This is a genomic window from Sphaerisporangium corydalis (assembly GCF_025506355.1).
GTDB classification, from domain to species: domain Bacteria; phylum Actinomycetota; class Actinomycetes; order Streptosporangiales; family Streptosporangiaceae; genus Sphaerisporangium; species Sphaerisporangium corydalis.
In genome coordinates this window covers 20,109-43,494 of record NZ_JANZYP010000026.1, presented here as the reverse complement: position 1 = coordinate 43,494, position 23,386 = coordinate 20,109, and the positions used below count along the sequence as shown (strand labels likewise).

General features: G+C 72.8%; 16 protein-coding genes. 10 read left to right on the top strand and 6 right to left on the bottom strand.

Annotation, left to right across the window (positions count from 1 at the left end; translation table 11 throughout):
• Window positions 1-27 precede the first annotated feature (27 nt).
• The 3 genes from NYZ98_RS19265 to NYZ98_RS19255 all read right to left on the bottom strand — a co-directional run bounded on the left by NYZ98_RS19265 (window position 28) and on the right by NYZ98_RS19255 (window position 3,305).
• Window positions 28-597 (bottom strand): dihydrofolate reductase family protein, encoded by a 570-nt coding sequence (locus NYZ98_RS19265; RefSeq protein ID WP_262844203.1) that lies wholly within the window; start codon window positions 595-597, stop codon window positions 28-30.
• A gap of 251 nt (window positions 598-848) precedes the next feature.
• The gene (locus NYZ98_RS19260; protein WP_262844202.1) at window positions 849-1,634 is read right to left on the bottom strand and encodes a DoxX family protein; all 786 of its coding nucleotides are present in this window, start codon (window positions 1,632-1,634) and stop codon (window positions 849-851) included.
• A 60-nt stretch (window positions 1,635-1,694) separates the two neighbouring features.
• Window positions 1,695-3,305: an MFS transporter gene (locus NYZ98_RS19255; RefSeq protein ID WP_262844201.1), complete on the bottom strand. Its 1,611-nt coding sequence runs from the start codon at window positions 3,303-3,305 to the stop codon at window positions 1,695-1,697.
• 300 nt (window positions 3,306-3,605) lie between these two features.
• On the opposite strand from NYZ98_RS19255, the gene NYZ98_RS19250 reads away from it, so the two are divergent.
• From NYZ98_RS19250 to NYZ98_RS19225, 6 genes are all read left to right on the top strand, one after another.
• The gene (locus tag NYZ98_RS19250; RefSeq protein WP_262844200.1) at window positions 3,606-5,420 is read left to right on the top strand and encodes a CHAT domain-containing protein; all 1,815 of its coding nucleotides are present in this window, start codon (window positions 3,606-3,608) and stop codon (window positions 5,418-5,420) included.
• A 140-nt stretch (window positions 5,421-5,560) separates the two neighbouring features.
• Window positions 5,561-7,918, top strand: coding sequence for an AAA family ATPase (locus NYZ98_RS19245; RefSeq protein ID WP_262844199.1), 2,358 nt, complete (start codon window positions 5,561-5,563; stop codon window positions 7,916-7,918).
• A gap of 141 nt (window positions 7,919-8,059) precedes the next feature.
• A complete protein-coding gene (locus NYZ98_RS19240; RefSeq protein WP_262844198.1) occupies window positions 8,060-9,043 on the top strand; it encodes an ABC transporter permease in 984 nt (327 codons plus the stop codon).
• A 3-nt stretch (window positions 9,044-9,046) separates the two neighbouring features.
• Window positions 9,047-9,955, top strand: a complete 909-nt coding sequence (locus NYZ98_RS19235) for an ABC transporter permease (protein ID WP_262844251.1) — start codon at window positions 9,047-9,049, stop codon at window positions 9,953-9,955.
• Entirely contained in the window at window positions 9,952-12,063 is a 2,112-nt protein-coding gene (locus NYZ98_RS19230) for a dipeptide ABC transporter ATP-binding protein (RefSeq protein WP_262844197.1), read from the top strand. Before NYZ98_RS19235 ends, NYZ98_RS19230 begins: the two co-directional genes overlap by 4 nt.
• A 39-nt stretch (window positions 12,064-12,102) precedes the next feature.
• A complete protein-coding gene (locus tag NYZ98_RS19225; protein WP_262844196.1) occupies window positions 12,103-13,809 on the top strand; it encodes an ABC transporter family substrate-binding protein in 1,707 nt (568 codons plus the stop codon).
• A 69-nt stretch (window positions 13,810-13,878) separates the two neighbouring features.
• Here the strand turns inward: NYZ98_RS19225 and NYZ98_RS19220 are convergent, their stop codons facing one another.
• Both NYZ98_RS19220 and NYZ98_RS19215 read right to left on the bottom strand, forming a co-directional pair.
• Window positions 13,879-15,639: a hypothetical protein gene (locus NYZ98_RS19220; RefSeq protein WP_262844250.1), complete on the bottom strand. Its 1,761-nt coding sequence runs from the start codon at window positions 15,637-15,639 to the stop codon at window positions 13,879-13,881.
• Between the two features lie 291 nt (window positions 15,640-15,930).
• Complete coding sequence (locus tag NYZ98_RS19215; RefSeq protein ID WP_262844195.1) at window positions 15,931-16,218, bottom strand: hypothetical protein; 288 nt, start codon at window positions 16,216-16,218, stop codon at window positions 15,931-15,933.
• Window positions 16,219-16,686: 468 nt separating this feature from the next.
• Here NYZ98_RS19215 and NYZ98_RS19210 point away from each other — a divergent pair, with 468 nt between their 5' ends.
• The 3 genes from NYZ98_RS19210 to NYZ98_RS19200 all read left to right on the top strand — a co-directional run bounded on the left by NYZ98_RS19210 (window position 16,687) and on the right by NYZ98_RS19200 (window position 21,847).
• Window positions 16,687-18,786 (top strand): SpoIIE family protein phosphatase, encoded by a 2,100-nt coding sequence (locus NYZ98_RS19210; protein ID WP_262844194.1) that lies wholly within the window; start codon window positions 16,687-16,689, stop codon window positions 18,784-18,786.
• Window positions 18,787-19,023: 237 nt separating this feature from the next.
• On the top strand, window positions 19,024-20,739 hold the full coding sequence (locus NYZ98_RS19205) for an RNA polymerase sigma factor (protein ID WP_262844193.1): 1,716 nt from the start codon (window positions 19,024-19,026) through the stop codon (window positions 20,737-20,739).
• A gap of 223 nt (window positions 20,740-20,962) precedes the next feature.
• Window positions 20,963-21,847 carry a hypothetical protein gene (locus NYZ98_RS19200; protein ID WP_262844192.1) on the top strand — a complete coding sequence of 295 codons (885 nt, stop codon included), beginning with the start codon at window positions 20,963-20,965 and terminating at the stop codon, window positions 21,845-21,847.
• Here NYZ98_RS19200 and yaaA read toward each other — a convergent pair.
• Window positions 21,834-22,598, bottom strand: coding sequence for a peroxide stress protein YaaA (yaaA, locus tag NYZ98_RS19195; RefSeq protein WP_262844249.1), 765 nt, complete (start codon window positions 22,596-22,598; stop codon window positions 21,834-21,836). The two genes, NYZ98_RS19200 and yaaA, sit on opposite strands and share 14 nt — an antisense overlap.
• Before the next feature lie 63 nt (window positions 22,599-22,661).
• On the opposite strand from yaaA, the gene NYZ98_RS19190 reads away from it, so the two are divergent.
• Window positions 22,662-23,375: a GNAT family N-acetyltransferase gene (locus NYZ98_RS19190; RefSeq protein ID WP_262844191.1), complete on the top strand. Its 714-nt coding sequence runs from the start codon at window positions 22,662-22,664 to the stop codon at window positions 23,373-23,375.
• The last annotated feature ends 11 nt before the right edge of the window (window positions 23,376-23,386 follow it).

Sequence of the window (23,386 nt, the reverse complement as noted above, 5' to 3'; positions counted from 1 at the left end):
GCTCGCGCCGTACCTGCCGGCCGCCGGTCAGCCGGCGGTGGTGACCGGCTCGTAGTCGAGGATCACGACGCCCGAGGACAGGACCGTGGAGTCCATGAGCTTGAGGTCGCCCGTGTCGTACCCGTCGAAGATCGGGCTCAGCCCGCTGTCACCCAGGGTGACGGGATGCAGCCACAGGCGGAAGCGGTCGACCAGGCCGAGCCGCATCAGTTCCCGGACGATGGAGAGGCTGCCGTAAACGAGGATGTCCTGGCCGGGCTCTTTCCTCAGCCGGCGGATTTCCTCGGAGACCTCGTGCTCGGCGACGGTCGCGTTGTTCCAGGAGAGCGGCTCTTTCAGCGTTCTGGAAAAGACCACCTTCGGCAGGCCGTTCATCCGGTCCGCGAAACCGACGTCGTCCGACATGGTCGGCCAGGAGCCCGCCATGATGTCGTACGTCACCCGGCCGAGAATGAGGAGGTCTGAGGCGAAGAGCTGGTCATGTGCGTATTTTGCCGTGTCCTCCCCGAAATTGTCGGTTACCCAATTCATCGTCTCATTCGGGCCGGTGGCGTAGCCATCGAGCGTCGCGAACAAGGACACGATAACCTTCCGCATGAAGCCTCCTCGTGAGTCGCCCGGGCGGTCCCTGGTGGATCGCCCGCCGTGTTCCGCGAACCGCCTTTCGTGCGGCCGTCCGCCGAATACGCTTTCCACGTTTCCACCGAGCGTGCTGATTGTCAAGACAAATTAAGTTGTCGGTTCGAGGGTGTCGTGCGCCCTGGGACGGATCTTCAAGGCCGGAATCCGGGCACGGAGAGTGAGCGGGCGGCGGCCGTGCCCGGGACCGCCGGGGTGCCGCGCCCGGGCTATTCGGCGTCGGGTGCGGTGGTCTTGCGCCCGCCGGCCACGAGGCGGTCGCGCTTGTCGGCGGGCACGGGCGGCGCGTCCATCGGCGACCGCGTGGCGGTGCCCTCCGGTTCGTCCGAGGGCTTGGACGGCCGGCGCGGGCGGGTCGTCTTGCGCGGCGCGGTGACCTCGGCCGTCTCTTCGGCTTCCGCCTTCTTCTGCGGGAAGGTGACCGGGCCCTTCGCGCTGGTGCCGTCCGCGTCGCGTACGGCGTCCTTGGGAGCGGCGTCCTTGGACCCGGTGTCCGGGGACGCGGGGGTCGTGCGCGTGGTCTCGCGCCAGGAGGAGATGACGTCGTCCGCCTCCGCGTCGGCGGCCATCTCGTCGGCGGCGTCGGCCTCCCGGCGCCGGATCACCACGAGGTGGTCGATCGACAGGCGGCCGGCCCCGACGACGGCCAGCAGCACCGACGCGGCGCCGAGCGCGACGATGAGGTTGATGTCGCCGCCGGTCAGCGGCAGGCCGGTGTCCCCGCTCACCAGGGTGAACACCGCCAGCGCCTCGGCGAACAGGATGAGCCCGCAGGCGGGCACGGCCAGGCCCGCGACCAGCAGGGCCCCTCCGATGAGCTCGACCAGCATGGTGGTGGGGGCCCAGATGCCCGGCCCGGGGGCGCCCATCTTCGCGAACTGCTCGCTCGTCGCGGTCAGCCCGAACTCGAGCTTGTGCCAGCCGTTGGCGAAGAAGATCCCGCCGACGCCCAGCCGGGCGGCCAGCGAAGCGAGATCCGTAAAGGTTCGTCTCACGGTAGCCATTCTTTCGGGGTCGGTCTGCCTTGCACAGACAATTGCCCTGTATCGCTCACGTCATGCACTCGTGGTGGCGGGCGCGCCGTCCGGATGGACGCCGAGCCGTTCGGATTCGGCCGCCTGCCCGGTGTCGCGCCGCGGCAGCAGCAGGCCGGCGGCCAGCGCGGTGAGGGCCAGGAGCGCGACGCTGACCAGCACGGCAGAGTGCAGGGCCGTGACGAACGCGGCGCGCGCGGAGTCCATCAGGGCGTCGCCGGCCGGCCCGCCCACCACGCCGGCGACGTGCGCGGCGGAGGCGAGCGACTCCCGCGCCTGCCCCATCGCCCCGGCCCCGATGCCGGCCACGGCGCCCACCGACGGGGCGTACACGATGGTGGTGATCGTGCCGAGCACGGCCACGCCGAGCCCGGCGCCCAGCTCGTAGGCCGTCTCCTCGATGGCGGCGGCTCCGCCGGCCCGCGACTCGGGCACCGACGCCATGATCGTGTCGGAGGCGGCGAGCAGCGCGACCTCGACGCCGAAGCCGATGCCCGCGAAGCACAGGCACAGCATCAGGGGGTGCTGCTCGGCGCCCCAGGCGGCGGTCGGCGCCAGGGACAGCCCGGCCAGGGCCAGACCGCCCGCCATGGTCGCGCGCAGCCCGAGGCGCCGCAGCAGCCAGGCCGCGGACAGGCCGCCCGCGATGGCGGCGACCATCAGCGGCAGCATGCGCACCCCGGCGCGCAGCGGGCTGTCGCCGAGGACGAGCTGGAGGTACTGGGCGAGCATCAGCTCCAGGCCGACCAGCGCGAAGACCGCCAGCAGCACGCACACCACGCCGATGGCGAAGCCGCGCCGGGCGAACAGGCCGACGTCGAGCAGGGGGTGGGCGAGCCGCCGCTGGCGGGCGGTGAACCAGACGAGCAGGCCGGCGCCGGTCAGCAGGACGGCCAGCGCCGGGCGCGACCCGAGCGTCGCGCCGTGGCCCGCCTCCTTCAGGCCGAAGGCCAGGAACAGGATGCCGAGGGTGGACAGCACCGCGCTCGGCGCGTCCCACCTGTGGGTGGTGTCGCCGCGCGAGTCGGGCAGCAGGCGCATGGCCACCGGGAGCGCCACGACGAGCAGCGGGACGTTGATCAGGAAGACCGCGCCCCACCAGAAGTGCTCGACCAGGACACCGCCGACCAGCGGGCCGACGGCGGCGCCGCCGGCCGCGACCGCGCTCCAGACGCCGAGGGCGACCGCGCGCTCACGGCGGTCGGTGAAGACCTGCCGGATGATCGACAGCGTGGCGGGCATGATCATCGCCCCGCCGACGCCGAGGAGGGCGCGCGAGGCGATGAGGGCCGGCGGGCTGCCGGCGAAGGCCGCTGACAGCGAGGCGACCCCGAAGACGACGTACCCGGCCAGGACGAAGCGCCGCTTGCCGTACCTGTCGCCGAGCGTGCCGAAGGTGACCAGCAGGGGGGCCACGACGAGCGAGTAGACGTCGATGATCCACAGCAGCTCGACGGCCGACGGCTCCAGAGCGGCGGTGAGCGCGGGCACGGCGATGTGCAGGACGGTGGCGTCCACGGCGATCAGCAGCAGGCTGGAGCAGAGCAGCGCGAGCACCGACCACCGGTTCGCCTGGCGGCCTGGGGGCGTGTCGCCGGCACGGGCGCCCGGCCGAGTGCCCAAAAGGGTCATCGGCTACTCAAAGGGGCTTGGCCTGCTGAACATGCGTGGCAGCCTAGGCCATCCCCGATGAATGTTCAGCGGGTTGGGGCAACCGCCTTCGCGCGGGCCCGCCGCGAGGTCTCCCGGGGCCCCTGGGGAGCGTGGTCACGCTGGGGCGATGCCGACCTCTCTAGAGAGCTATAGGTATATGTCCGACATCTATGCAATCGGTGATCCGCAACAGACCATGACGGCGTGGGGAACACCAGCGAGCCAGATCCCTCCCCGGTGCCACCCCCGCGAGACCGCTCCGATCCCCGGGCGTGGTGTGTGGTCGCCGTCGCGAGACTGGCGCGCGACCAGCCGGAGGGGGCGCTGGAGGCCGCCGGAGAGGCGGTCGAACGCGATCCCGGCGGCGAATGGGGCCATCGGCTGGTGAGTCTCGCCCTCGAACGCCTCGGCCGCGACTCCGAGGCGGTCGTCGCGGCCCAGGACGCCGTCCGGCTCGCACCCGGCTCCTGGGCCGCGCGGCTGAGGCTCGGCTCGGTGCTCCGCGGCCTCCCCGGCCGGTGGCGCGACTCGTGGGCCCAGGCGCAGCACGCCGTCCGCTTCGCCCCAGAACAGCCCGACCCGCACGTCCTCATCGGTGACCTCGCCCTGCTGCGCGGCGACCACGAGCAGGCCGCCCAGGCCTACCGCGCCGCCCTGCGCAGGGACGAGGACCACCCCGGCGCCCGCGTCAACCTCGGCCTGACGTTCCTGCGCTGGGAACGATCCCGCGACCACCACGACCCGACCTGGACGGTCGACCCCCGCGAGACCGGCCGCGCCCGCCGCGCCCTCGAAGTCTGGAGCCGCCAGGTACGCGTGCTGCTGGCGCTCTCCCTGGCCGTCGTCACCGTCCTGGCCTTCTGGTACGACCTGCGCGCCGAGGCGCGGATCGGCGGCGCCGCCGTCCTGGTGCTGGTCCTCGCGGTCACCCTGCGCCAGGCCCGCGCGGTCCCGGTGTGGACGTACGTGCCGGGCATGCTCGCGCGCGACCTGTGGCTCAGCGTCGCGGTGTCGGTCGCGCTGCTGGTCGTCGTCGCCTACGTCGTGGCCCTGGTCACCATGCCGTCCTGGTCGCTCGGGGCCGAGGCGCTTCCCCTGGTCTCCGCCGCCCCGGCGCTCGGGATCGTCCGCTGGGACGACGTCCTCGGCGGGTTCTGGGCCGGGCTCCTCGGCCTGGTGCTCTTCAACGGGATCGCCGTGCTGGTCCTGCGCGTGTTCGCCGAGGCGTGGCAGGGCAGGCCCCTGCGGGCGCTCGCCGAGTTCACCGCGGTGCCGCCCGAGAGCGTCGGCCGCCGCGACACCGGGGTGACGCTGTGGATCGTCGCCGCCCGCCTGTGGTTCCTGGTGGCGCTCATCGCCGTGCTCCCGCTGGTGGCCGGCGAGCGGCGCGCCGCGCTCGCGGGGGTGTGCGTCCCGGTGGCGATGCTGTACGTGCGCGACCGGGGCGGCCTGCGCGCGCGCCGGGTCCTGCGCGCCGACCTGTGGCTGGCGGTGGCGGCGGCGTTTTTGGTGGTGGCCGCCGCCGCGCTGGTCACGGCCGGCGCCGTGCCCGCGCTGGGCCTGGACCCGCGCGTCGGCGAGCGGGCGTGGTGGACGGTGGCCGGCGCGCTGCTGGTGGTGGTCCTGGCGTTCATGGCGCGCGCGGCCCGGGCCTGGTGGCGCGGCTCCGCCGGCCCGTGGCGGGCCTCGCTGGTCATGTGCGAAGGGTGCGGTCCCCGGCTGCCGGGCGAGGTGAGCCCGTCGGTCGGCCTCAGCCCCGAGGTGCGGCGCGCCTTCACCTACTCGCGCAGCGTCGTGCTCTCCTACACCGACGCCGTCGGGCCCCGCACGCTCGCCGTCGGCGCCGTGACCTCGGTGAGCAGGTCGGGAGAGCTGCGCCTGATCGCCGCCGACGACGCGTGGGCCGCGGCCGAGCGCGACCCGAGGGTGGCCGTCTTCGTCGCCGACCCGATCGAAAGGCGCTTCTGGGCCGAGGTCCGGGGGATCGCCGTCGCCGACGCGGAGGACAACGTGCTGCGGGTGACGCCCAAGCACGTCCACGTCGGCGAGTACCCCGGACGCCACGAGGCCCGCACCTCCCCCAGACGCCCCTGACCTCGCCCGATCCCCTCCCGCACCACCCCGGCCCCCGCCGCCGCGCGGCGGTCTCGCGGCACGTCCCGCGAGGCACGCGGCCGGGGACGCGCGCTTCAGGCCCCGGTGCGGTATAACCGGGAAGCGACCGGGGAGGCAAAATGCGGGACTCCGACAGGGCCCGGCCGGCGGGGCGCGCCGCGGCCCGTGATGCGTTCGAGCACGTCCGGCTGCGCTATTTCCAGCTTTCCCGTGGCGCGAGACGGGCCGTGTTCGCCGCCGTCCTCATCGGCGCGCTCGTCCTCGCCGTCGTCTTCGGCTGGTCGCTGTTCTCGACGTTCGTCACAACTCTCTTACTTCTAGGCTTCGCCGAGCTGACGCTGCGCTTCCCCCGCGCCGCCGCGACCGTGCTGGTCGTGGTGGCGTGGTCGTCTGTGATGGTCGTCATGGGCTCCTACGTGCAGCCGCACTCCGCGCTGCCCACGATCTTCATCCTGCTCGGGGTGCTGGTCGGCGTCGCCGCCCACCTCATCAGGTGGGTGACCCCGTGGGTGACCACGCTCTCGGCCCTCGGCGCGGCGGCCATGCTGACCTTCGCCGTGGCCACCTTCTCCTCGTACGCCGCCGTCTGGGCGGCCTACGGCGCGGCGGCGGCCGTCCTGGTGTACCGCCTGGTCCAGGCAGGGCAGGCGCGGCGCCGGTTCACGGCCGCGCCGGCCGAGACGCCCGCCGCGCAGGCCCGCCAGCGGGTCAGGGACGGCGGCGGCGACCGCGACCGCCCGGCCGAGCGCGCCGCGCCCCCGCCGATCTCGGTGGAGGAGGCGCTCGGCGAGCTGGAGAGCATGATCGGCCTGGACCCGGTGAAGGAACAGGTGCGCTCGATCGCGGCCTCGATCGAGGCGTCCCGCCTGCGCGCCGAGGCCGGCTACTCCACCGACCAGCCGATGCGCCACTTCGTCTTCGTCGGGCCGCCCGGCACCGGCAAGACCTCGGTGGCGCGCACGGTCGCCAAGATCTTCTACGCGTTCGGCCTGCTGGAGAGCCCCTACGTCGTGGAGGCGCAGCGGGCCGACCTGGTCGGCGAGTACCTCGGCGCCACCGCCATCAAGACCAACGAGCTGATCGACCGCGCGCTCGGCGGCGTGCTGTTCGTCGACGAGGCGTACAGCCTGATCAACTCCGGGGAGGGACAGCCGGACAGGTTCGGCGCCGAGGCCGTGCAGACGTTGCTGAAGCGGGCCGAGGACGACCGCGAGCGGCTGGTCATCATCCTGGCCGGCTACGAGAAGGAGATGGCCTCCTTCCTCACCTCCAACCCCGGCCTGGCCTCGCGCTTCTCCACCCGCGTCAAGTTCCCCGCCTACTCGCCGCCCGAGCTGCTGCGCATCACCGAACTGCTGCGCGCCCGCCGGGGCGAGCGGCTCTCGGCGGACGCCCCACCGGTGCTGCTCGGCCTGTTCGAGGACGTGCACCGGCGCGGTCTCATCGACGAGCTGGGCAACGCCCGGTTCGCCCGCAGCCTGGTCGAGGCGGCCGCCCAGGCCCGCGACGTGCGCGTGGTGGGCGCCGGCGGGTCGCCGAGCCGTGAGGACCTCGTCACCACCACCACCGCCGACCTCACCAAGGCGTTCTACGAGATCACCGCGAGGTTCCGCGGCTACCAGGCCACCCCGAGCCTCGCGGACGCCCTGGCCGACCTCGACCGCATGGCCGGGCTGGAACCGGTCAAGCGCCAGGTCCGCGCGATAGCGGCCCAGCTCCGCGTCGCGCGGATGCGCCAGGAGCAGGGGCTGCCCGCGCCGCCGCAGATGCGGCACTTTGTCTTCGTCGGGCCGCCGGGCACCGGCAAGACGACGGTGGCCCGCGTGCTCGGCCGCATCTTCGCCGCGCTCGGGCTGTTGTCGCGTCCCGACGTGGTCGAGGGGTCCAGGGCCGACCTCGTCGGCCAGCACCTCGGCGCCACGGCCATCAAGACCAACGAGCTGGTCGACCGGGCGCTCGGCGGCGTGCTGTTCATCGACGAGGCCTACAGCCTGGTCAACAGCGGCTACCAGGGAGGGGACGCCTTCGGCGCCGAGGCCGTGCAGACCCTGCTCAAGCGGGCCGAGGACGACCGGGACCGCCTCGTGATCATCCTCGCCGGGTACGCCGGCGAGATGGAGCGCCTGCTGGCCACCAACCCCGGCCTGGCCAGCCGGTTCGACCAGCGCGTCTCGTTCCCCTCCTACAGCCCCGCCGAGCTGACCGAGATCGCGGTCCAGCTCGCCGAGCGCTCGGGCGACCGGTTCGACGCCTCCGCCAAGCGCGACGTCACCGACGTGTTCTCCTGGGTCTGCGCCGAGGGCCTGATCGACGACCTGGGCAACGGCCGCTTCGCCCGCTCGCTGTTCGAGCGCGCCGCGCTCGGGCGCGACGTGCGGCTCGCCGGGCAGGGCGGCACCACCGCCAGCGCCGAGGAGCTCACCACGATCACCAGCGACGACGTGCGCACCGCCGTCGACGAGCTCGCCGACCGCTGACGCGCGGCCCCGCCACCGACACCTGGTCCGTTTGACGGCTTTCTTGTCACCGGATGGTTACGGCGTGTAGCAGGATGGGCACCGAGGGAACGGCCCTCGCGGTGCGCGATCCGGCACGCGGCAATCGGCGGAAGGGTGGAGATGGCGGGATTCCTGCTCCGCCGGCTGGTCAACTACGTGGTGTTGATCGCCGTGGCCACGAGCCTGGCGTACATGCTGGCCGCCACCGCCCTCGACCCCCGGTCCAACTACGAGGGCCGCAACCCGCGCCCGCCCGCGGCGGTGGTCGACGCCCGGCTCTCGCGGCTCAACCTCAACGACCGCACCCCGCTGTTCGAGCGCTACCTCACCTGGGCCGGGGCGGCGGTGCGCGGCGACTTCGGCCGCACCTGGAACGGCGACCGGGTCAACGACGACCTCGCGCGCCGCCTCGGCGTCACCTCTCGGCTGATCCTGCTCGGGGTGGTGCTCGGCAGCGTGGGCGGGGTCCTGCTCGGGGCCCTGGCCGCGGTGGGGCAGTACGGGTGGTTCGACCGGCTGTCCACCGTCGCCGCCTTCGTCGTCCTCGCGATTCCCACGGTCGTGCTGGCGAACATGCTGATCATCGGCGCGATCTGGCTCAACGACCGCCTGGGCGCCCAGATCTTCCTCGTGAGCGGGGAGGTCACCCCCGGGCTCGCGGGCGGCGCCGGGGCGGGGCTGCTCGACCGGGCCAAGCATCTGGCGTTGCCCACGGTGTCGCTCGCGCTCGGCCAGGTCGCCGTCTACAGCCGTTACCAGCGCAACATGATGCTCGACGTGCTCGACGCCGACTTCATCCGCACCGCCATGGCCAAGGGGTTGCGGCGGCGCACCGCGCTGGTCAAGCACGGCCTGCGCACCGCCCTCATCCCCGCCGTCACCTACTTCGCGTTCACGTTCGGCTCGCTGCTGGTCGGCGCGACCATCACCGAATCGGTCTTCGGCTGGCACGGCATGGGCGAGGAGCTCGTCGCCTCCATCCGCACCAACGACGTCAACACCGTCGCGGCGATCGCGTGCTTCGCGGCGCTCGCCGTGCTGCTCGCCTCCCTGGCCTCGGACCTGCTGCACGCCGTCCTCGACCCGAGGGTCCGGGTGGGCTGAGTGCTGACGCCGCCGAGGGAGGAGACGGCCGGGGTCCGGGCGGCGCCCGGGCGCGTCCGCGTGCCGTCACGGGGACGGGTGGTGGCCGCCCGCTTCTTCGGCACCCGGCAGGGGCGGCTCGGCTTCGGGCTGCTGGCGTCCATGTTCCTGCTGGCGTTCGCCGGGCCGCTGCTCGGCCGCTGGTCCGCCACCGAGCTGGACTTCTCGGCGTTCATGCGCCCGCCCTCGGCCGACCACTGGTTCGGGACGCTGCAGACCGGCTCCGACGTGTTCGCCGTGACGCTGCGCGGGGCGCGCAGGTCGCTGCTGGTGGGCCTGCTCGTCGCGGTGCTGTCCACCGGCGTCGCGGCCGTCGCCGGGTCCTTCGCCGGCTACTACCTGGGATGGACCGACCGCACGCTCATGTGGGTCGCCGACCTGCTGCTGGTCCTGCCGGCGTTCCTGATCCTGGCCATCATGTCCCCGCTGTTCACCGGCGGCCGGTGGCTGCTGTTCGTGATCATGATGGCGCTGTTCCTGTGGATGGTCACCTCGAAGATCGTCCGTGGCATGACCAGGGCGATCAAGGAACGGGAGTACGTCACGGCCGCGCGCTTCATGGGCGTGCCGTCCTCGGCCATCATCTTCCGGCACGTCATCCCGAACCTCGCCTCCCTGCTGATCGTGGACGCCACCCTCAACGTCAGCGCCGCGATCCTCACCGAGACCAGCCTGTCGTACTTCGGATTCGGCATCCAGCCGCCCGACGTGTCGCTCGGCGGCCTGATCGCCGACGGCGCGAGGACCGCCCTGTACGCGCCCTGGACGTTCTGGTTCGCCGCCGGGGCGCTGATCGTCGTGATCCTCGCCGTCAACCTGATCGGCGACTCCCTGCGCGACGCCTTCGACCCCGGCGCCAGGAGGGGGCCGTGAGCGCCCCGGTGCTCGCGGTGACCGGCCTGGAGGTGCGTTTCGGCGACGTCCGGGTGGTGCGCGGGGTCAGCTACTCCGTCGAGGCGGGCGAGGTGCTCGGCGTCGTCGGCGAGTCCGGCGCCGGCAAGTCGGTCACCTCCCTGGCGGTGATGGGCCTGCTGCCCAGGCACGCCAGGGTCGCCGGCTCGGCGCGCCTGCACGGCCACGAGCTGGTCGGCGCCTCCGACCGCGAGCTGGCCGCCTTCCGCGGCAAGTCGATCTCCATGGTCTTCCAGGACCCGCTGTCGGCGATGACCCCCGTCTACCGCGTCGGGGACCAGATCGCCGAGGCCGTGCGCGTCCACCAGCGGGTGGGCCGGGGGCGGGCGGCCGAGCGGGCGGTGGAGCTGCTCGACCTGGTCGGCATCCCGCATCCCCGCCGGCGCGCGCGTGCCTTTCCGCACGAGTTCTCCGGTGGCATGCGGCAGCGCGCGATGATCGCCATGGCGATCGCCAACGACCCCGACGTCATCATCTGCGACGAGCCGACCACGGCGCTCGACGTCACCATCCAGGCCCAGGTCCTCGAAGTGCTCAAGAAGGCCCAGTGCGAGACCGGCGCGGCGATCGTGCTGATCACCCACGACCTCGGGGTGGTGGCGGGATTCGCCGACCGCGTCCTGGTCATGTACGCGGGGCTGGCGGTCGAGTCCGGCGCCGTGCGCGACGTCTTCCACCGCCCCCGCATGCCGTACACGATCGGCCTGCTCCGGTCGGTGCCCCGCGTCGACACCGGCAAGGACGTGCCGCTCGTCCCGATCGAGGGCGGCCCGCCCTCCCCGGCCGCCCTGCCGCCCGGCTGCCCGTTCGAGCCCCGCTGCCCCGTGGCGATCCCCGAGTGCGCCGCCGCCGAGCCCGCCCTGCTCCCGGTCGCCCCCGGCCACCACGCGGCCTGCCTGCGCTCCCGCGAACCCGGCGGCCCGGCCCTGGCGTACGACGCCCGCGAATCCGGCGGCCCGGCCCTGGCGTACGACGCCCGCGAACCCGGCGGCCCGGCCCTGGCGTACGGCGGCCGCGAGACCGGCGGCGCCGTCCCGGCGTCCTCCCCGCGGCCGCCGCGCGAGCGGAGGGCCGTGGTGCTGGAGGTCGACGACCTGGTCAAGCACCACCCCCTGACCCGCGGCGCGGTCTTCCGGCGCCGCGTCGGCACGGTCCACGCCGTCGACGGCATCGGCTTCGACATCCGCGAGGGCGAGACGCTCGGCCTGGTGGGGGAGTCCGGCTGCGGCAAGACGACCGCGCTCATGGAGATCCTGGAGCTCGCACGCCCCCAGCGGGGCCGCGTCGCGGTGTTCGGGCGCGACACCGCGACCCTGTCCCCGCGCGAGCGGATGGCCGTGCGGCGGGACCTGCAGGTCGTGTTCCAGGACCCGCTCGCCTCGCTCGACCCTCGGATGACCGTGCACGACATCGTGGCCGAGCCCCTGACCGCGCACGGCGGCCGCGACACCGGGCCGAGGGTGCGCCGGCTGCTCGGGCTCGTCGGGCTGGAGGAGTCCGACGCCGCCCGCCACCCTCGCGACTTCTCCGGCGGCCAGCGCCAGCGCGTCGCCATCGCCCGGGCCCTGGCCCTGGAACCCCGGCTGCTCGTGCTCGACGAACCGGTGTCCGCGCTCGACACCTCCGTCCAGGCCGGGGTGATCAACCTGCTGGAGGACCTCGGGCGGCGGCTCGGCCTGTCCTACCTGTTCGTGGCGCACGACCTCGCCGTGGTCCGGCACATCGCCGACCGCGTCGCGGTGATGTACCTCGGCCGGATCGCCGAGATCGGCGGGACCGGCCTGGTGTACGAGGCGCCGGCCCACCCCTACACCCAGGCCCTGCTGTCGGCCGTGCCGATCCCCGACCCCGGCAAGGAGCGGGAGCGCCGCCGCATCCTGCTGGAGGGCGACCTCCCGAGCCCCGCGAACCCCCCTTCGGGCTGCCGGTTCCGCACCCGCTGCCCGAAGTTCAGGATCCTCGCCGACGCGGCACGCGCGCGCTGCGTCCAGGAGGAGCCCGAGGTGCGCCCGCTGGAGGGCGACCACGCGGTGGCCTGCCATCACGCGGAGGAGCCCGGCGTCGTCTAGCGGGCGGCGCCGTACGAGGACCCGATCCAGGGAGGAAACGTGACCGTGTTCCGGAACGGCCGGCCGGCGGCCGCCGCCGTCGTCGCGGTGTCGCTCGTGCTGACCGCGTGCGGTGGCCGGAGCGGGGACGAGACGACGGTGGGGAAGGTCCCGGCGGCCGTCAAGGCCTTCGACATCCACCTCACGCCCCGCGACCGCGTCGTCGAGGGCGGCGTGCTCCGCTGGGGGCTCACCGAGTTTCCGACGCAGTGGAACCTCAACCACGTCGACGGCAACCTCGCCGAGGTCAAGAAGGTCGTCGACGCCCTGATGCCGGCCGCCTTCCGCTCCGACGAGCAGGCCGCCCCCACCCCGAACACCGACTACGTGACCGACGCCAGGGTGACCGCGACCGTCCCCCGCCAGGTCGTGACCTACACCCTGAACCGCCGGGCCCGCTGGTCGGACGGCAGGCCGATCACCTGGCAGGACTACGCGGCCCAGTGGAAGGCGCTGAACGGGCGCAACCCCGACTTCCACGTCGCCGCGACCACCGGATACCAGGACATCGCGAGCGTCACCCGCGGCCGGGACGACTACGAGGTGCAGGTCACCTTCGCCAGCCCGTTCGCCGAATGGCAGTCGTTGTTCTGGCCGCTGTATCCGAAGTCGACCAACGCCACGCCGGACACCTTCAACACCGGCTGGCTGAACCGCGTCCCCGTGACGGCCGGCCCGTTCAAGTTCGGCTCGTTCGACCAGACCGCCAAGACCACCACGCTCGTCCGCGACGACGCCTGGTGGGGCGCCAGGGCCAAGCTGGACAAGATCATTTACCGGTCGATGGACTCCGGCGGCCTGGTCGGGGCCTTCACCAACGGCGAGCTGGACGTCTTCGACATCGGGCCGTCCGCGCCCGACTACGCGCGGGCCGCGAACGCCAAGGACGGGGTGATCCGGCAGGCCGCCGGCCCCGACTTCCGGCACTTCACCTTCAACGGCGAGAGCCCCGCGCTGTCCGACGTCCGGGTCCGCCAGGCCATCGTCCTCGGCCTCGACCGGAAGGCGATCACGCGATCCGACCTCCAGGGCCTCAACTGGAACAGCACATTGCTGAACAACCACTTCTTCATGGACACCCAATCGGGCTACCAGGACAACTCCGGCGGGCTCGGGCGGTACGACCCGGCCAAGGCCGAGAAACTGCTCGACGCCGCGGGCTGGCACCGCGCGAGCCCCACCCGCTTCAAGGGCGGCAGGGAGCTGAAGGTGCGCTTCGTGATCCCCGCCGGCCTCCAGCTCAGCAAGGCGGAGGGCGAGATCGCCCAGTCGATGCTCGCGCGGATCGGGGTCAAGGTGACCATCCAGTCCGTGCCGAACGACGACTTCTTCTCCAAATACATCATCCCCGGCAACTTCGACATCGCGCCGTTCTCCTACATCGGCACGCCGTTCCCCGTCTCCAGCAGCTACGGCACCTACGCCGCCGGGGTGAAGGGATCGGACGGCAAGCTCCAGTGGAACGCGAACTTCGGCAGGTCGGGCGGGCCCGACATCGACGCGGCGATGCGGCGGGCGTCCTCCGACCTCAACCCGGCGCGGGCGCGCGGCGACGCCAACGAGGCCGACAAGCTGGTCTGGCGCGAGGTCAACGTGCTCCCGCTCTACCAGCGCCCGCAGAACTGGGGGGTGCGGTCCCGCCTCGCCAACATCGGCCCGCCCGGCTTCTACACGCTGAGGTACGCCGACATCGGCTACACCCGCTGACCGGGCGCCCCGGGCTCGACCGGGGTGCCAGGGCTCGTCCGTGGGCCGCCGTGTGTCCGCCCGGCGGCGTCAGCCCGGCGGATCCTCGAGGGGTTCGTCCGGGATGTCGGCGATGTCGTCGAGGGCGGCGGCCAGTTCGTCGGGATGGTCGCCGATGCGCTCCGCGATCTCCATCAGCACGTGCAGCACGTCGTGGCGCTCGTGACCGAGGTCGAGCAGGCGCTGCGCCGCCTCCCAGAGCTGCTCGGGGTCGCCGTCCCACAGCCGCTTGGCGATCTCCTCGTGCCAGGCGAGGTGCTCGGCGAAGTCGGGCCGGTCGCGCTCGGCGGCGTGGTCGATCTCCAGCAGGATGCGGCGGTCGGCGTCCTCGGCGGGGTGGAGCGCCTCCAGGTCGATGTCGCCGTGCGTGCCCTCGAGGAACGGGAACGCGAAGGCCCGGCGGGCCAGGGCCGACAGGTCGCCGTCGGGCAGCAGGCGCTCCACCAGGGAGCGGTCCAGCCCGAACGTCGTCGGGTCGCGGTAGGCCTCGGTGAACCGTCCCGTGGCCTCCCAGACCGCGTCGAGCGTAGCCCGCAGCCCCTCCTCGGGCAGGCCGGTCTTCGGGGCGGCGAAGCGCACCCACGACAGCATGACGTGGGGCATGGCGTCCTGCTCGGCCGGGCCGAGCAGGACCTTGCGCGGCAGCCAGTCGAGCAGGAACGTCTCGCACTTGGTCGGGCTGACCCGGAGCGGGCGGTTGAAGTCCTGGTCGCAGCCGTAGTCGATGATGTGGTCGGCGCACCGCGACGCCGCCGAGGGGTCGGACAGGTGCTCGGCCGCGTCGGAGGCCAGGAACTCCGCCGCGAGCATCGCCCGGCGGTCCCTGCTGTAGGGGGCCTCGCTGAACAGCGGGGCGGGACGCTTGCGGCCCGGCGGCAGCGCCTTGATGCGCGCCCTGGCGAAGGCGTGGTAGGCGCTGTAGCTGTCGCTGACGAGCCTCGGCGACTTGCGGCCGAGCGACTCGGTGGTGGCCTTCATCGCGAACTCCAGCAGCGCCCTGGCCTGCTTCGGCTCGATCTCCTCGAAGCGCAGCATGGGGTTGCCCGCCGCCTCAAGCCCGGCCTTCTCCAGCAGTTCGTCGACGTGGGAGGAGACCCAGGCGTTGCGGGCCATGCCCCGCATGTTGTAGTCGACGATCACCACCAGGGCGTGCGGGTCCTCGCTCGGCGCCTGCGGGCCCGGGGACGGCTCCACGGCCGCGCCCGCCGCCTCCGGAACCGGCGCGCCCTCTTCTGGACCGCTCCCGCCCGGCACCCCCGCGCCGGCCCCGGCCGTGCCCGCCGTGGACGGGTCGGCCGCCTTGGCGGCGGCGGCGCGCTCGTGACCGGCCGCGACCGAGCGGTGGCCGGGGACCGCGACCGTGGCCTGCCCGGAGGCGGACGATCCGGCGCGGGCGGCGGGGTCGGGCACGCCGCGGTAGGCGAAGGTGCAGATCACGGTGTCCTGGTCGCCGTAGGCGTCCCTGGAGACGTAGGTGCCTCGGGGTTTGACCGCTCCAACGCGCTCGGCCCAGCGCGGACGGGCCACGTCGGACTCCATCAGCGCCAGCGCGGCGCCCTCGGCCTTCGCGGCCTGCCTGGCGGTGCCGAGGTAGGCGACGGCGATCAGCAGGGTGAGCGCGGCGGGCGTGCCGGCCTTGGCGGCGTAGTCGACCAGGCCCTCGCCGAGGAACTCCTCGACGTCGCCCCGCCGCAGGCGGTGCCCCCACCACGCGCCCAGCATGTCGGAGACCATCAGCTCGGCGTCCAGCGGTGTGCGCACGGCGAGCAGCTCGCGGGCCGCCAGGAGCATCTCGGCGAACACGTCGTCCGGCGGCTGGGTGCCCCGGGGGTCTCGTCGTCGTCGGCGGCTCACGCCCCTTACCTTCTCGCATTCCAGGCCCAAACGGTGCACGGAACGCCGCCTGGTGACCCCGCTGTTACCCGGAGGACCGGACGCCTGTCCTCCGGAGACGGCAGGGGAGACCCTCCCGCCGCGGGCGCGCGGGAGCATGCGCGCGGGGCCGGGCGGTGGCCGTTCGCACGGCCGGCCCGAGCCGCGCGCGCGTGCCTGAAGAAGGCCCCGCCGCCTGGCTGACCAGGGCTAGCCCGGCGGGTCCACGAGCGGGGCGGAGTTCACCCGGGCGAGGAGGTGCTCGCGCGCGATGCGCTCGACGACGGCCGTGCTGACGTCGACGCCGAGGTGGGCGGCGCACGCCCGTACGTCCTCGACGCATCGGTCGACGGTGGCGACGGGAACCGTGAGGAACTCGTCGGAGAGCCTCGCGCTGACGGGCTCTTGTGCGTGGGCGGCCCGTGACGGGGCCCCACATGATCCGGATGTGCGCGGGTCGGCTGTTCCCCCGGTGAAACGCGTTGCTACAGCAGGCATGAGCGTTCCCATCCTCCGGTGTGCCAAGGGAGATCCTCCCCTGGACCAGTGCGCTGGGGAGCGTGCGTTCCCATTCCATCCTGTATCCCGGAGGTGTCAACCCCTAAGGGTTAGGGGCACATCCGGCACCTCGCGGCCTCTCCTGTGGGAAGCTGGTCCAAGCGCGTTCGGCTCCGGACGGGCCGTGCCCCCTGGCACGAGGCATGATGTCCGGTCCGACACGGCGGAAGGTGAAGGCTTGGCCGAGGTGGCGCAGACGGGGCAGACCATAGGGCGGGTGCCGAGAAAGTCGGTCGATCTTGCTGCGTACCGCGGCGCGTTTTTGACAGGATGCGTTGACCGCATCGCGGCCGGGGCTTCCGTCCGCGTGTGCCCATCGCCGATGATGTAGTGCAGTTCCGCGCTACCAATCAAAGTTATGGAGATGTGCCTCGTGGGAGACCCTGGCACGCGACGGAGGTGCCGACCATGAGCGCCGAAACCTCCGTGCCCCGTCCCCGGGAGTCGGGTGTGGACATCTCAGACCCCGCCCTGTTCCAGGGCCTGCTCGCCGAGGCGCCCTTCGCCTTCGCGTTCTTCGACACGGCCGGGAGGTTCCGGCGGGTCAACCAGATCTTCGCCGACGTCAGCGGGGTCGCGGCCGACGAGCACGTCGACCACACGGCGTCGGAGATCCTCGCCGCCGACCTGTCCGCGCTGATCGACGCCGCGCTGCGCAGGGTCGTCGAGGAACACCGCGCGGTCGCCAACGGCGACCAGCGCTACCGCAGCATGTCGACCACGGGCGAGCTGCGGCACTGGAGCCTGTCGTTCTACCCGATCCACGGCGACAAGGGGTCGGTCGCCGGGGTCGCGATGTTCGGCGTCGACGTCACCGAGCGCCAGGTCACCGAAGAGGAGCTGCGCCGCAGCGAGGAGCGTTACCGCTCGCTGGTCGAGTCGCAGCAGCAGCTCGTCTGGATCACCTCGCCCACCGGCGCGGTGATCGAGGACGCCCCGCAGTGGCGCGCCATCACCGGCCAGAGCCTCGAGGAGTACCTCGCCTACGGCTGGCTGGAGGCCGTGCACCCCGACGACCGCCCGGCCGCCGACGAGGCCTGGCGCGACGCGCTCCGCGGCCGCACCCTGTTCGAGTGGAGCTACCGGGTGCGCACCCGGGCAAGCGGTTACCGCCATTTCGAGGTGCGCGCCGTTCCGATCATCCGCCACGGGCGGGTCGTCGAGTGGGTCGGCGCCAACAGCGACGTCACCCCGCAGCGCGAGGCCGAGGAGATGCGCGGGCGCCTGACCGACCAGCTCGGCGCCGCCGCCCTGCGCACCGCCCGCCTCCAGGGCGCCACCGCCATGCTCGCCGAGGCCCTCACCGTTGAGCAGGTCGTCCAGGTCATCATCGACGTCGGCCGCACCGCCCTGGCCGCCGACAGGTCGGCCGTGGCCCTGCTGGACACCGACCGCGCCGCGCTGAAGCTGACCAACAGCGGCTCGGTGCCCGACGTGCCAGGAGCGGCCGGCGAGGAGATCCCGCTCTCGCAGTCCAGCGTCATGACAATGGCGGTCAACAGCCGCAGGCCGGTGTTCGCCGAGTCGCCCGACAGCCTGCGCGCCCAGCTCATGGAGGCGGGCGGCGACGAGGCGGTGATCTCGGGCTTCCTGTCCCACAGCGACGAGCGGGCCTGGGTCGGGCTCCCGCTGCTGGCCGCCGGGCGCGCGCTCGGCGCGCTGCGGTTCGCCTTCACCCGCCCGCAGAAGATCTCGCAGGAGGACGGGGTCTTCCTGGAGGCCCTGGCCGGGCAGTGCGCGCTGGCGGTGGAGCGCGCGACGTTGTTCGAGCGTGAGCACCGCACGGCCGAGACGCTCCAGCGCAGCCTGCTGCCCGACCGGCTGCCGGTGATCCCGGGCCTGGTGCTCGCCCAGCGCTTCCGCTCGGGCAGCCGCCACGTCCAGGTCGGCGGCGACTGGTACGACGCGTTCGTCCTGCAGGACGCCCGGGTGGCGGCCGTCGTCGGCGACGTCATGGGCAAGGGAGTCAAGGCCGCGGCGGGCATGGGCCGCATCCGCAACGCCATGCGCGCGCTGGCCCTGACCAACCCGCCGCCCGCGGCCGTGCTCACGGGCCTGGACCGCGTCTTCGACGCCACCGAGGACGAGGAGCAGGTCACGACCCTGGCCTACATGGTCGTCGAGCCCGGCACCGGCGAGGGCACCCTCGCGCTGGCCGGCCACCCCCCGCCCCTGCTGGTGTCGCCGCAGGGCACGGGCGTGCTGTCGGAGGGCGAGCCCGGCACGCCGCTCGGCTGGCCGACGATCCGCAAGCAGTTCCGGTTCTGCGTCCCGCCGGGCCACACCGCCGTCCTGTATTCGGACGGTCTGGTGGAGAACCGCAAGCGCGGCCTGGACGCCGGGCTGGCGGAACTTTGTTCTGTCGTCGGCGAGGCACCCCCTGAAGTCCTCGGAAATCCGCATATGTTGCTGGACTTCCTTGTCGATCGGATGTTGGCAGGGTATGAGCAGGACGATGACGTCACGGTGCTCGCCGTCCACGTCCCGGCCGCCACAAAGAGTGACTGAATGAAACAGTCATAAGGGTTGCTTTCGGGTATCGGTGACCCGCTTCCGTACGCACTACTGTTCAGGTCGGCCTAGGGTGGAGGGCAACCGCCGTGAGGCGGCCGTATGGACGGCGGGGTCGTGCCAGAATGCTGGGCAGGTCCATCGCGGTTCGCACGGCCCACCACCGAAAAGAAGCAAGCGCCCCTAGCGGGCACCTGGGTCCATTCTCACCACGCGTTCGTTCGAGAGGTGTTCGTGTCGCCTGCAAGTTCGACTCGCTCGAAGCCGTCTGAGCTGAACGAGCCCGTCATTCAGCGGCTCATCGAGCGTGGGCGCTCGCAGGGTTTCCTCGAGTCTGAGGATGTCCGCAAGGCCTTCGAGGAGGCGGACATCCCGATGTCGCACGCCGCTGGGTTCCTGCGGAACCTCAGCAAGGAGGGTGTGACCGTCGTGGTGACCGCCGCGGACTCGGCGGCGCCCAAGAAATCTCGTGGCCCGGCCAAGCGTCGCACCGCCGCCCCCGTCAAGAAGACCAAGACCGCCACCGCGGCGGCCAAGGAGCAGCCCGATACCGTCACGGCCGTGGTGAGCGGTGCCGGGGGCGAGGCCGTGGCGTCCGGCGACAAGCCGGTAGCCAAGAAGCCCGTGGCCAAGAAGGCCGCGCCGGCGAAGAAGGCCGTCCCAGCCCCTGGCGCTCCCGCCAAGGTCGCAACCCCTGCCGCCCTCGCCAAGAAGGCCAAGCCGGAGGTCGCCGTGCCCGCGTCGCCATCGCCAAAGATCGAAACCAAGCCCAAGGCCGCCTCCGATGATGACGAGGAGCTCGATATCGAGGGTGACCTCGAACTCGAGGACATCGACATCGACATCGACGTCGAGGCCGAGGCGGAGCCCGAGGTCGAGGTGGAGGCCGTCGAGGCCGAGCCCGAGGTCGAGGTGGAGCCCGAGGCCGAGGTCGAGGAGGAGCCCAAGCCCGGCGTCGAGGACAAGAGCGACGACGAGGTCCTGATCCTCTCCGACGACGACGACGACGCGCCCGTGGCGCAGGTCGCCGCCGCCGGTGCCACCGCCGACCCGGTCAAGGACTACCTCAAGCAGATCGGCAAGGTCCCGCTGCTCAACGCCGAGCAGGAGGTCGAGCTGGCCAAGCGCATCGAGGCGGGCCTGTTCGCCGAGGAGCAGCTCGCCAACGACGGGGAGCGGCTCCCTGTCGACGTGCGCGCCGAGCTCGAGTGGATCGCCGAGGACGGCCGCCGCGCCAAGAACCACCTGCTGGAGGCCAACCTCCGCCTGGTGGTCTCGCTGGCCAAGCGCTACACCGGCCGCGGCATGCTCTTCCTGGACCTGATCCAGGAGGGCAACCTGGGCCTGATCCGCGCGGTCGAGAAGTTCGACTACACCAAGGGTTACAAGTTCTCCACCTACGCCACGTGGTGGATCCGCCAGGCGATCACCCGCGCCATGGCGGACCAGGCGCGGACCATCCGCATCCCGGTCCACATGGTCGAAGTGATCAACAAGCTGGCCCGGGTCCAGCGGCAGATGCTGCAGGATCTCGGTCGCGAGCCGACTCCCGAGGAGCTGGCGCGCGAGCTCGACATGACCCCCGAGAAGGTCGTCGAGGTCCAGAAGTACGGCCGGGAGCCCATCTCCCTGCACACCCCCCTCGGCGAGGAGGGTGACAGCGAGTTCGGCGACCTGATCGAGGACTCCGAGGCCATCGTCCCGGCCGACGCGGTCAGCTTCACCCTGCTCCAGGAGCAGCTCCACTCCGTGCTCGACACGCTGTCGGAGCGCGAGGCGGGCGTGGTGTCCATGCGGTTCGGCCTCACCGACGGCCAGCCGAAGACGCTCGACGAGATCGGCAAGGTCTACGGGGTGACGCGGGAGCGCATCCGGCAGATCGAGTCCAAGACCATGTCGAAGCTTCGCCACCCGTCGCGGTCCCAGGTCCTGCGCGACTACCTCGACTGATGACGGCCGGCCCCCGCCCCCACCGGGCGGGGGCCTCGCCATGCCCGGCGGGGTACCGCCTGAGATCGTCGTTAACGCAGCCGTAACGGCCCGGTAGCGGCAGGAGTCTTGACGGCTTCTAGGCTCACCCGCCATGGGTGTGATCGAAGTGGATCGGGCGCGTGCTCGGGGGCCACGACTGATCGCAAGCCGTCCGTGGGCGGACACCGTGCTGGACCATGCGGTGGACGCTCTGGGACGTGGTTATCTCGAACCCGCCATTCCCGCGCTCGTCGCGTCCCGGGGCGATCCCGAGGTGCGCGCGTTGCGGGTCGAGGCGTTGTCCAGGGCCGCCGTGGGTCTCACGGACGGCATCGAGGCCCTCATCTCGCGCGATCGGGTCAACCCCGATCTGTGGCTGTGGCTCGGCCGCACCCGCGTCGAGGAGGCATGGGAGATCAAACCCGACGTGCGCGCGCGGGCCGTGCAGGCCGACCGCACGCGCGTGTTCCACCGGGCGATGGAGGCCGCGCGCGGCCCGTTGCTCACGGCCGCCCAGCTCATGCCCGCCGACCCGGCGCCCTGGGCGTCCCTGCTCTGGCTGGCCCTGGGCATGGACCGGCCGAGGGAGGAGAAGGACTCCATCTGGGCGGAGTCCTGGCGGCGCCACCGCACGCTGTTCGCCTCCGGCGTCGCCCGGCTGATCACGCTGTCGCCCGGCTGGGGCGGCACGAGCCAGGAGATGTTCGACTTCGCCCGCACCGCCGCCCGGCAGGCCCCCGCAGGCGACCCCATGGCCGCGCTGCTCCCTCTCGCCTACTTTGAGCACGTCGAGGGCGAGCGGTCGGGACGGTCACGCGCCTGGATCTCCTACGAGGTGCAGCGGGAGATCACCGCGGCGGCCGGGCAGTGGCACGAGGCCCGAGGCGCGCGGCCCCACCCGCGAGCGGTCGAGGCGCACAACGCGTTCGGCGCGGCGTTCTACCTGGCGGACATGCGCCGCCCGGCCAGAGGCCACCTGTCGCGCACCGACGGCAGGTTCAGCGCCCTGCCGTGGTCGCACCTGGGCGATCCGGCGAGGGAGTTCACCAAGGCCTGCTCGCGGCTGAATGTGATCACGAGCGGATAACGACGTCCAGCGTCCAGGGGCCGCCCGCGCGGGGCGGGGGGCCGAGCTCGGTGAGGTGGCCGAGACCGGACAGCAGGTCGGCGAGATCGCGTGGGGTCCGGGGGGCCGAGCCGGACTCCACGAGCGAGCGGGCGACGGCGCCCCGGGTGGCCTTGGCCATGTGGCTGACGACCGTGCGCACCCCGGCGGCCTCCCGCAGCACCCGTACCGTCGTGGCCCGCGAGCCCGGCCGCCACGCCTGGGCGTACGTCGAGGACCGCAGATCGACCACCATCCCCCGCTGAGGGTCCAGGACCTCGGCCAGGTGAGGGCGCCAGTGGGCCGCCAGGCCCCCCAGGGGCGGCAGGCGCACCCCCATGGACAACCGGTAGGGCGGAACGCGGTCGGAGAGCCGCAGGGCGCCCCACAGCCCCGAGAACACGATCACCGAGCGATCCGCCCGGCGGCGCGCGGCCCTGTCCATGGTCGCCAGGCCGAGATTGTCGTACAGGACGCCGGTGTAGAGCCGCGCCGCCGGCAGGACGGGGGCGGTGCGCAGCCGGCGGTCGGTGCCGAGCTCGCCGGCCTGGCCGGGCGTCAGGCCCAGCACGGCCAGTGCCGCCTCGTCCGGCCCGCGGAGCAGCGCCTCGAGGGCGTCGAGGGTCTTCTCCCGCGCGGAGGTCAGGGCGGGGAAGCTCAGCGCGCCGAGTTCCAGGGCGGGCCCGGCGGCCTTGGCGGCCTTGCCCTCGGACGGCGGCAGCAGGATCAGCACGGCCACCGATCCTAGCCTCCCCGCAGGTCAGCCGGGTGCGCCGGATCGGCTAGTCTGCGCGGCGTGAGCGGGGAGAATCTTGATTTCGACGATCTTGTCCACCGGGCGTGGCCGGCGCCGTACCAGGAGGCGCTCGGCGGCTGGGTCCTGCGCTTCGCGGACGGAGTGACCAAGCGCGCCAACTCCGTCCTTCCCTGGGCGGAACCGGACGATGTTCACAAGGCGATCGAGGCCGCCGAGGGGTTCTACGCCGGGCGGGGGCTGCCGTGCGTGTTCTCCATGGGCCCGCGCGCTGCGCCGGGCCTGGACGAGACGCTGGCCGCGCGCGGCTACCGCGTGGTGGACGAGACCGCCTACATGGTCGCCTCGCTAGAGGAGGAGCCCCGGCCCGCCGCCCACGAGGTGGAGGTGTCCGATATGCCCTCGGAGGCGTGGCTGGACGCGTGGTGGGCGGTGGACGGGCGGTTCGGCGACGGGGGCCGGGCCGCCGCCGCGCGGATCGTCCGCGGGGCGCCCTCGGCCTACGCGGCCGTGGCGGAGGACGGGCGGCCGGTGGCCGTGGGCCGTTCGGTGCTCCAGGACGGCACGCTGGGGATCTACTGCATGGCCACCATGCCCGCCGCGCGGCGCAGGGGACTCGGCCGCAGCGTGCTGCGCGCTCTGCTGGCCCACGGACGGGGGCAGGGCGCCGTGCGGGCGTATCTGGTGGCCGTGGGCGCGCACCCCCCCGCCCCCCCCCGGTGCCCCGGGGGTGGGTTAACCCCGGCGGGGCGGTAAACCTACCCCGG